Genomic DNA, 12,000 nt, shown 5'->3' on the forward strand with positions numbered 1-12,000 from the left:
ATTCTTGAGGCGGGTGCAAACGATGTGGCTTTACGGAATATGCCGGATCAGACGGTCTTTACGAGTATTCTGGAAGAATAGACTAGTGGCACTGTCCAAAATGGATCGGCCTGCTGTTCAAAAGTGCCCCCCCCTACTGCTGATGGCACACCGTGCTGCAATGTGTCCATTCAGAAAAAATTTGTAACAGCAAGTTTAACCCGCTGTAACCTGCTCGTACCCCAAAACCAAAAAGGCAGCACCAGTTACCCAGTGCTGCCTTCATTTCATCGTGAATATAAGGTGTAAACCTTAACTCACGGTCGTCTGCCAACTGGCAGCAATCACCGGAGTAACCTGATCGCGAACGTTCTGTGGCAGCTGAGCTTCACCAGCTGGCGGTGCATCAAACCCAGCCATGGCATTGACCAAGTTCTCCACCTTGTTGGCCAGCAACACAGCATCGCCCGTGCGGATTTTATCCAACTTTTGGGCATCATTGCTGTACCAGTCCTGTACCGTAATCTGATCATCAGAACCGATAACATCAATCAGCAGATGGTCACCGGAGCGGGTAAACCAGAGGTTTTCTTCTTCAATGCCCAACAGCTGCAGTACATCCTGATCCACTGCTGAATTGGACAGGTTATTGATCGTGTCAGCACCACCACCTGTTGTGAAATGGTAGGTATCATTTCCATCACCCCCCATCAGATAGTCATTGCCAACGTTGCCATGAAGATGATCATCGCCGGCTCCACCATCCAGCATTTCAGCATCGGAAGAGCCAAGAATGATCTGATCACCAGCCTGGCCGTTCAGAATCGTGGCATAACCCCGTTCGTCCGGAACGTTCTGGTAGTCCGGTGAACCATTGGTATCAGGGTTAGTGCCACCAAAAGCACCGAATATCTGATCTGCGGTAATCTGACCGCCACTGGCAAACCGAATGGTATCCACTACGTTATCACCACCCAGGAACCAGTCTTTCAGCGTAACCGTATCAGTCCCACCCTGAATATTGAGAATCAGGTCACTACCAAAACGGCTGAGGCCTGAGGCTACCTGGTTAAAGCTGATACCTTCAAACAACAGCGTATCATTACCACCGCCAGCATTGTTGATAACGTCCTGACCATCTCCGGCAGTAAACACATAGGTATCGTTACCACGTCCACCTTTCAGAGTGTCATTTCCAGCCTGTCCATTCAGGGTATCGTGACCATTTCCGCCCTCCAGAAGATCATCACCGCCATCCCCGGATAGCTGATCATCGCCATTAAATCCACGGATGTGATCAACGTTGGTTGTACCCGCTAACGATGCGTCATCACCGGCTGTGCCATCAACCTCATTAAGACTGTTTTCAGAAGGGGTTGGAATGGCCAGACCAAAGGCAGCAAAAATCCGGGCTGCCGTGATCTGACCACCAGTAGCAAACGTGAAGCTGTCGATCAGATGTTCACCGCCCAGGAAGAATTTCTTGAGGGTGATCTGATCCGGGCCACCATTCACCTTGAGAATCAGGTCATCGCCCATTTTGGAGAGGCCAGAGGCTACCTGGTTAAAGGTGATACCATTTACAAAGTGCACTTTGTCGGTACCACCACCCGTGTTATCCACCACATCCTGTCCACTGGAGAAGTGATAGATATCATCTCCCTGACCGCCAATCAGATGATCGTTGCCAGCTCCGCCAATCAATGTGTCATTACCGGCACCGCCCAGCAGCACTTCATTGGCAGCGGTCCCTGTGATGACATCGTCACCGCCCAGTCCTGGCTCGGTTGGCTCACCGGTCTCTCCACCCTGGTTACCCCCACCGGAACTGCCACCAGAGTTATCTCCCGATTCATCACCATTACCGTTGCCAGTCTCACCTCCGCTGCCATCACCACCGCCCGGGAGAGCCGTTAGTAACGATGCAAAGCTTGAGGCCGGGATAGCATAGCCACCGTCAGAAGGTTGCACATAGCTGATGGCTTTCTCACCACCAAGGAAGTGATCTTTCACCCGCAGCTGTTGCTTCAGATCATTATCCAGAAGCATGACCAGATCATTGCCATCCTTATGGAAGCTGATCCGGTCACGGCTGATACCGCCATTGAAAAGCACCCAGTCGGTACCGCCACCCGTGGCATCAATGGTATCTACACCGTCTCCGGCCTGATAATAGTAGTGGTCATCACCGACACCACCATTCAGGGTGTCGTTGCCATCTTCGCCGTTTAGAACGTCATTTCCAGCACCGCCGGCAAGGACATCATCACCAGACCCCTGACCAGAACCATTACCACCCATCAGGCGATCGTTTCCATCACTACCTTCCAGCCGGTCATTGCCGGACATTCCGAACAGGGTGTCATCACCACCTTCACCCAGAACCTTATCATTGTTTGCACTACCAACCAGACGATCACCGTCGTTAGTGCCTTTCACCACTGAAGCAAAGTCCGGATCACTGCCCCCGGCAACCAGCTGATTGATCTTGTTGGTGGTGATCATAAAGCCACCATCTGGCTGTACACCATCCAGTGCCCAGTCACCGCCAAGGAAGTGGTTCTTTATGCGGATGGACTGACCTGTCTGATCTTTCATGGCAATCAGCAGGTCATCCCCATCACGGCTGAAGTCCAAAGACTCCGGGGTTGCACCACCCTGAAGCAACAACAGTCCTTGTCCGCCACGGTTATCAATAACATCCGCGCCATCACCCACAGCCCAGACGTAAGTGTCCCGACCCGCGCCGCCTATCAAGGTGTCGTTGCCGCCCTCTCCACGAAGCTGGTCATTACCATCACCACCGAATAAACGATCATCACCGCTTTCACCGTCCAGGTAATCATCACCGGCATCGCCATGAATCACATCATTACCGGCACGTCCCCAGACTTTATCGTCTCCGGCACCGGCATGGATTTCATCATGATGATCACGGTAGCCAATCATGGTCTGATCGCTACCGTCAGTTCCATAAGTTACTACCTGCTCTTCAAGGTCGGCATCGGATAAGATGGTGCCATCGGCAAACTCAAAACTATTGATTTTGAAGTGCTCGGTAGGCTCCCGGAACCAATTCTCAATGGTGATCTGGTCACTGCCGTTACTGTGGCTGATGACCATATGATCCCCTCGACGGGCATAGGAAAGATCAATGGCGGCAATGCCTTCACCAAAACGAAGCACATCAAAAGAGGCGTCATAATTGCTATAAGCTTCGCCCAGGCGCCGTTCAATCATCCGGTCAGCACCGTCACCCAAATTAAACAAGTACAGGTCATCGGTGAAACCACCATAAATAGTGTCATCACCTGCGCCACCTTCCAGGGTACTCAGAACACCTCTTTCCCAGGGCTGGCTGTCCACAATCAGGGTATCGTTACCTGCATCCCCCTTCAGGGTACTGCCACTCTGGCCAGTCAGCACATCCTGACCGTCGCCACCCACTAAAAGACCACTGCCTTCCAGGGTGTCGTCACCATCGTTACCAAACAGATCACCACGGCCAGATAATTTGTCGTTACCTTCACCACCACGCAGGGTGTTATTACCGGTGTGGTCGGTGAGCACATCATCGCCAGTGCCGCCACATAGGGTGTCATCACCCCAGTCACCGTTCAGCGTGTCATTGCCACCGTCACCAAAGAGCTGGTCATCGCCGTCGCCACCGCTGAGGTCGTCATTCTGATCACCACCGAGAAGATGATCATTACCGTCCTGGCCGAACAGGGTATCGACACCTTCACCACCTTCCAGGCGGTCATCGTCACCTCCACCTTCAAGACGGTCATCGCCCTGACCACCCAACAGAACATCCCGGCCGCTTTCACCGTAAAGCGTATCTGCTCCGTCACCGCCGTCGATCTGATCATGGCCTCCCTGACCATGAACCACATCATCTCCACTCAACGAGGTGATCGCATCATTCTCAGCATGGGCAAGAATCTGATCATCAGCTTCAGTGCCTTTGACCGACTGAACCAGAATGTCGTCTGTATTCCAGCGGGTGCCATTGGCAAATGTAATGACATTAATGGCACCAAGGCTGACAACACCCGCCTGGTCGGTAAAGTGATTGAGGATACGAACACTGTCATTACTGTCTGCATGACGGCTAATGACCAGATCATCGCCCTGTCGACGAAGTAACACATCATCGTCGTTCAGGTCTTCAAAGATCAGGGTATCAATGCCAGCACTATCTTCAATAACATCATTGCCATCACCGGCTGCAAAATGGTAGGTGTCATCGCCAACGCCCCCTTCCAGCTGGTCGTTGCCAGTACCACCACGCAGGCTATCATCACCCGCATTACCGACCAGAGTATCGTTACCCGCGTCACCGGAAAGCGCATCGTCTGTCTTATAACCTCGAAGCAGGTTATCGCCACCATCGCCAAGCAGTGCTTTATCCAGCAGGAACTCTTTGTTCCAGACGGTGCCATCAGCAAACGTCACCGTATCCAGAGCGTATCTGGAATGCCCTTCATCCTGGAAGAACCGGGAAACAGTCACCTGATCACGCTCGCCGTAACTGAGCAACAGATCATCACCAGCCCTTGATACCGCAACACTATCCGGTGAAACACTCTCCGCAAACTGAATGGTATCTGCGCCGTCACTATCGTAATTATGAATCACATCCTGCCCGTCTCCCGCAGCAAAATGATAAGTGTCAGCACCTTCACCGCCGGTCAGGGTGTCATTACCCAAGCCACCGGTTAGTTGATCAGCACCGGCTTCGCCTTCAAGGGAATCGTCACCACCATCACCGACAAGTATGTCATTACCAAAACCGCCCTGAAGACGATCCTGACCTTCACCACCACTGATAACGTCATCTCCACCATAACCCAGCACATGGTCATTACCATCGAGAGCAGCCACCTGATTCACCAGATTATTGCCCTCAATCACATCATCAAGGCCGGTGCCTTCCAGTGTTTTTAAGTTAATCGCTGTTTTATCCAGAACCCGAGTATCTTCATCAGGGCCAATCAGAGTCAGGTCACTCGATGGCAGGTCGTTAACAAAGAAATACTTGAGCGTTATTTTATCTTCTGCACTGTCACGGAAGGTCAAAGTCAGGTCATCATCCACCCGGCGGAAAGTGATCTGATCCAGATCAAGACCTGTCAGTAATATACGCGTCTGCTCCTCATAGTTGTCCCAAATCTCATCCTTTCCATCGCCCTGGGCAAAGTGGTAATCATCAGCCCCATGACCGCCACTCAGGTTGTCATCTCCCTTGCCACCGGCCAGCGAGTCATTTCCATAACCACCATGGAGTCGGTCATTACCTGTACCACCAGTTAACTGGTCATCATTCTGGCCACCATCGAGGTAGTCGTCCCCTTCACCGCCGTAAAGCTGGTCATTGCCGGCATCACCATAGAGACGATCATCATTGTTGCCGCCATCAAGATAATCATTACCAGCTCGGCCATGGAGGGAGTCATCGCCCTCTCTGCCTTCAAGGCGGTCATTCGATGCATAGCCCAAGAGTTTGTCATTACCGTCTGTGCCCAGAAGCACTTTGGCTTTCACAGTTTGAACATCCCACTGTGTACCATCAGCAAACTCAATCTTATCAACCGCGTAATTAGTTGCTGCATCACGATGAAAGTAGTTGTTAATACGAACCGTTTGGGTCTCATTAATGAGCAGTAACAAGTCAGAGCTCTGTCGGCGGGCTATCACTCCCTCCGGTGAAATTCCTTCACCCAGTTGAATGCGATCCGCACCACTGCCACTTGAAGATTCGGTGATCGTGTCATGTCCATCACCCTTGGCAATCACATAGGTATCATTGCCAGAGCCACCATTTATCGTGTCGTCGCCTTCACCAGCCACAATGGTGTCAGAGCCAGCCCCGCCATAAATGACATCATCCCCCTTGAGGCCGCTGATATGATCATCCGATGCATACCCCCAGAGCTTGTCATTACCATCTGTGGCCTGCATTACTTTGGCTTTGACGGTCTCAATATCCCACTGTGTACCATCAGCGAAATCAATCGTATCAACCGCGTAATTGGTTGCTGCATCACTGTTGAAGTAGTTGCGAACACGAACCGACTGATCACCTCCAATATATAAGAGAAGGTCTGCATCCAGCCGCCGAGCCACAACATTCTCCGGTGAAATTTCTTCACCCAGTTGAATGCGATCCGTATCGCTGCCACGCCAATATTCAGTAATCGTGTCGTGCCCATCACCTCTGGCAATCACATAGGTATCATTACCAGAACCACCATCTATGGTGTCATCGCCCTCACCAGCCACAATGGTGTCAGAGCCAGCCCCGGCATAAATCACATCATTACCCTTAAGGCCGCTGAGGTGGTCATCTGTTGCATACCCCCAGAGTTTGTCACTACCGTCTGTGGGCAGCAGCACTTTGGCTTTGACGGTTTCAACATCCCACTGTGTACCATCAACAAACTCAATCGTGTCAACCGCGTAATTGGTGCTCCCATCACTGTTAAAATAACTGCGAACGCGAACCGACTGGTCATCTCCAATGAGCAATAGAAGGTCTGCATCCTGCCGCCGAGCCACCACACTTTCAGAGGTAATCCCTTCACCCAACTGAATGCGATCGGTATCACTGCCACTTGAAGACTCAATGATCGTGTCGTGCCCATCACCTTTGGCAATCACATAAGTATCATTGCCCGAGCCACCGTGTATCGTGTCATCATCTTCACCAGCCACAATGGTGTCAGAGCCAGCCTCAGCATAAATAACATCATTGCCTTTGAGGCCGTTCAGATGGTCATCCGATGCATACCCCCAGAGCGTGTCATTACCGTCTGTAGCCAGCAGCACTTTGGCTTTGACGGTTTCAACATCCCATTGTGTGACATCAGAAAAAACAACCGTGTCAACCGCGTAATTGGTGCTCCCATCACTGTTAAAATAGTTACGAACACGAACCGACTGGTCATCTCCAATGAGCAATAGAAGGTCTGCATCCTGCCGCCGAGCCACCACATTTTCAGAGGTAATCCCTTCACCCAACTGAATGCGATCGGTATCACCGCCACTTGAAGACTCAATGATCGTGTCATGCCCATCACCTTTGGCAATCACATAAGTATCATTACCTGAGCCACCGTGTATCGTGTCATCATCTTCACCAGCCACAATGGTGTCAGAACCAGCCCCAGCATAAATAACATCATTGCCTTTGAGGCCGTTCAGATGGTCATCGGAAGCATACCCCCAGAGCATGTCCTTTCTGTCTGTAGCCAGAAGCACTTTGGCTTTGACGGTTTCAACATCCCACTGTGTCCCATCAGCGAAGTTAATCGTGTCAACCGCGTAATTGGTTGCTGCATCAAGAAGAAAATAATTGCGAACACGAACCGACTGGTCATCTCCAATGTGTAATAAAAGATCTGTATTCTGCCGCCGAGCCACCACACTCTCCGGTGAAATCCCTTCACCCAGTTGAATGCGATCCGTATCACTGCCACTCGAATGCTCAGTGATCCTGTCATGCCCATCACCTTTGGCAATCACATAGGTATCATCACCAGTCCCACCTTCAAGCCTGTCATGACCCTGCCCACCATTAAGCTGGTCATTACCGCCGTAGCCAAAGATATGATCATCACCGGCAAGCCCCTCAAGATGATCGTCCACAGCATAACCGTAAAGATAATCAGTGCCTTCCGAACCATCTTGAACCAACGCCTTCACATTATCAACTGACCACTGTTCACCACCGGCAAACTCAATCATGTCCAGTGCATAACCACCAGTAGCATCACCATTAAAATAATGATTAACGGTGATCTGCTGCCCGGAGTCTTTAAATGTCAGGATAAGATTTTCATTGAAACGAGTGGCACGAATAGACTCGGGCTTTATACCTTCTTTAAAGCGCAGCACATCACGACGGTTTGTATGGGTATCGTAGTTATTGATGGTCACATTGCCATCGCCGGTGCCATACAGGTACACGTCATTGCCACTACCACCGGTCAGAGTATCTGTACCGCCGTTGCCATCCAACACATCATTGCCATCGCCGCCATTCAGACGATCGTTGCCAGCAGAACCGATCAGGTAGCTGTTGCCATTGGAGCCAATATGGTTTTTCTTCCAGAAGCTGACATCCTGGATTTCGCCCGTTAGCAAATCATGGAAAATTGCAGCACCTGGCACCTCTGACAACTGCGCAGCCATTGCCTGCTCATTAACACCCAAATGATGACGGAAGGTGCTATAAATGTGAGCAAAAGCAACAGCATCATCTGTCGTACTCAGAGTTTTGGCGTATTCAACCAGCGATGCCTCAAGCATTTCCTTGTCAGCGATTTCCACCCGGTTATTAGTGACTGAATAGAATGTGCCTTTAAATGCATCGCTCATGACCGATTGCACCAGAAACCGTTCCGCATAATGGTGCTTTAATGCCTCAAAACGGCCATCAAGATAGCCAGAATTTAAACGTCTAACGGTAGGGTTTCGACCTTGCGCAAACTGGAACTCAATAGTTCCTTTAAATTCTTCAATGCCAGAAAAGCTCTCCATAATCCAGAGCTTTTCAGTAGTAGACAATGGTCGATTAGTACTCAACCCAGCCTTTTCCCTGAGTGCGGTTAAACCCGACCAGTCCGCAAGCACCTTGTCAAACTTCGCATAAACGGTTGCCGCATCAGCTGCTGCCAACGATTGTACAAGTTCCAGTGTGGTATCATTTTTGGCGTATACGGATTGCAAATCCTGCACGGAACCAAATCCGCGGAGCAGCGGTAAATCAATATTCTGTTCCAGCAAATCTTCCAGAACGCTGCGATCCAAAGTATGAGTGCCAGGATCTTTCGTCACACGGTTATCAAGCTGAAGGTCAAATGCAGCGGCATAAGCCTCGTCTCCGTTGATAATCGCAGAACCTTCCGCCAGGATACGGTTACCGTTACTGTCCTTGTTGACTTCTTCGTGTTCCAGATTGATGGACTCAATTCCCAGAGATTCGAGAGTATGAAGCTCATCCTCCTGGCTCAAACCATCCTGATTAGTATCCTTCCAGACTTTCAGGCGGGAAAAAATCTCATCATTACTGTCAATCACGCCATCATCATTGCTGTCACCAGCCCGCTTTAACGCCTTGAAGCCATTGATCTGAGCGTTACCAAACAACTCAGAAATATCATCAATCGAACCATTGTCGTTCAGATCATTAACCAGCAGGCCATCGTCAGCATTAATCCATCCAACTTTCTCGGCAATACCATCTTCATCAAGATCAAAGAAGGCCGTGCTCGATTCAACGTTACTGGTTGAAATATCACCACTGCCATCCAAATCGAAAGAAAGCGGATCAAAACTTCTAACCGTTGTTGCATTTGGATTGTGCTCGGGTGGCTCTTCCGGCTCTTCATCTTCGGTTTCCAGCCGGATACCTAACTGGCCATTGGTGAAGTTATTGATGGTCAAGCCGCCATTGATGGTCAGGGTTTTACCACTGAGAAAATAGGTATTCCCGCCGCCTTTATATTCATTGGGTGGATCATCTTGTCTGCGGGAACCACCAGAGAGGGCCTTGCCTCGCAACAAGACGACACCATTACCATCAGAATCGAGGATCGTATCCTCATCATCTGCATGATAAATATCTCGCCCATCCCCGCCATAAAGGTTGTCTGCACCTTCGCCACCGAGCAACGAATCATCGTCTTCTGCGCCAATCAGGGTATCATCGCCAGCCCCTCCCAAAAGGGCATCATTGCCAGCATTACCGACCAGAGTATCTTCACCATCACCACCATCCAGATGATCGTTACCCTCACCACCCAGCAGATCATCATTACCGCCTTTACCGAGCAGCTTATCATCGCCATCCTGGCCGTTCAGTGTATTGCGGGCATTGTTGCCGGTAATTTCATTATCAAGTTCATTACCAATACCAACCAGCTCTGCTTCACCGGTCAGCTCAAGGTTTTCAAGATGATCGGACAGTGTAAACACGACCGAAGATGTGACCGTATCAATACCTTCATCAGCTTGTTCAATTACCTGATCGGAAGCACTATCAACAATGTATGTGTCATTGCCCTGACCGCCCTCCATAATGTCGTTGCCGGATTGCCCATCCAGAGTGTCATTACCACCATCAAAATCTGCCAGGTAGTTATCACCGGAGTCTCCGGTGATAGTGTGATGAATGGTGGTATCATTCTGGATAGCTTCGCCTTCAGGAATCAGAAAGCGTCCATTGTGAAACGTAAAACGGTCACTTTTATCTGCCAACCAGCGGTTCAGAAGAACCAGCTCTTTTACCTTGAACCCATTACCATGAGCTATAGATGTCAGTGTATCCCCACTTTTTATGACATAAATACCTTTTTCACCCAGATTGATTTTTTCACCAATACCAAGGAATACATCAGAAGAAACAAAGCTCTCTGAAGCAATACGATGAAGGTTATTCTTTAGAACAATTCCATCATTGCGGCCCTCAATAACAGCAAATCGTTGGCCATTATTATCAATATATTTAATCTCAGGGATGCTGAGAATGGGCTTGAGATTGTCCTTCAGGTAATCTTCGTAGCTTTGAATTTTGATCTCGAAAGTTGTTGAGTCTACACTTACAAAACCACCTTGTTGATCAGAAAACAAGTGGACTGTTTCAGGCTCAATGGAAGTATTTTCGATAATGGGTGATGGACTAATAATCACTTTTCTGTCGCTCTCTATTAAGCTAAAAAATTCATCATAGAGATAACTAGAGAGGTACGTTCCTGCTGTCGCTGCAGCACCTAATAACACAGCCACTCCAATAGCTGGCGCTGCAACGCCACTAATAAATGTTCCAGCAATGCCAACAGCAACAGATGCAGCAAGGGATGTAGTTGCGATCTTACCAAGTGATATCCATAACTCCGAAGTACTCTCCCCTTTACTAATGGCATCAGATAGCTCATTTACAATAGTAACTGCATTAATGGTATTTGACGCAAATTTCACAGGTGCGGCACTGTGAAAAATAACAAGAGACTTTTTAAGATCTCCTAACAAGGGCTCTATTGTCTTGGTGTATTTTTTTAGATCTTCACTCCTAATATAATTATTTTTATTAAGGTCTGATTGCATCGTTTCAATGGCAGTTTCTATACCACTGGCTGCTGCTGAAAGATGATTGTTAAGCACATCTCTAAGTTGCTGATTTTTATCAGCAGCATTTTTATCATACTCTAGTGATGAATCTATAATCATATCACTCATTAGAGGCTTCTCCTTTTTGTTTTATCGCTTGATTAGAGTACTCAGAGAGCACCTTATTTTTAAATAAAAGAGTGCTTACAATATAAGAAACAAAAAAGGCCATACCATTTAGAACTAGAAAAGGGATATCATCGTCCTCAGCACCTCCACATCTTACAGAACATGATTCTGATCTGACTAAGCTGATATTAAATAAAGACAACATGAGAATACACAATATGAAGATAACAGCTTTCATAGGGCCAATTATTTTTGTTTCAGAGAAGCCAAAGTTCAATACATTTTGTTTTTCTAAATCAGACATACTTATAGAGTGAGAAAATATGAGATAAGCCGTTAAGCAACTCCAGCCCGCTACAAAGAAAAAGTTATGGCGTACTTCTGAAACACGTTCGTACAACCCTAGCTTCACAAGATCTCTTTCAGTTTTTCCCATTGCAGGAATAACCTCTGCAACAATTTTTTCAGCAGTTGAAAATAGTGAAATATACGTTCCATATGCCTCGTAGAAAAAAGTACGAAGAAACATAATTGATAAGAAATATAGTATTGGAACACCTAATAAGCAGGCGAGTAGCCAACGCTCTTTATAATTTAAAACCCCTGTATTTCTTAAATGCGCAATATATATGCACAAAGCACAGCACAAAGCAATGTAAACAGACATACTTACTGAAAGTAATGAGACTCCTTTAAAAAACATAAATAGAGCTATCATTACCAATGTAAATGATATGATTTGATAGTACCTTTGCAAAATACTCTTATTGTTCACGAGTA

At 48.2% G+C, this 12,000-nt stretch carries 2 protein-coding genes; both read right to left on the minus strand.

All coding sequences use genetic code 11. The features are described 5' to 3' along the window. Positions 1 to 291: 291 nt before the first annotated feature. The gene (locus tag ACO6UY_RS07790; protein ID WP_422489543.1) at positions 292 to 10,614 is read right to left on the minus strand and encodes a calcium-binding protein; all 10,323 of its coding nucleotides are present in this window, start codon (positions 10,612 to 10,614) and stop codon (positions 292 to 294) included. 598 nt (positions 10,615 to 11,212) lie between these two features. After that, positions 11,213 to 11,995 carry a hypothetical protein gene (locus tag ACO6UY_RS07795; RefSeq protein ID WP_422447015.1) on the minus strand — a complete coding sequence of 261 codons (783 nt, stop codon included), beginning with the start codon at positions 11,993 to 11,995 and terminating at the stop codon, positions 11,213 to 11,215. Positions 11,996 to 12,000: the final 5 nt, after the last annotated feature.

Source organism: Endozoicomonas sp. ALE010, assembly GCF_049310165.1.
Lineage (GTDB): Bacteria > Pseudomonadota > Gammaproteobacteria > Pseudomonadales > Endozoicomonadaceae > Endozoicomonas.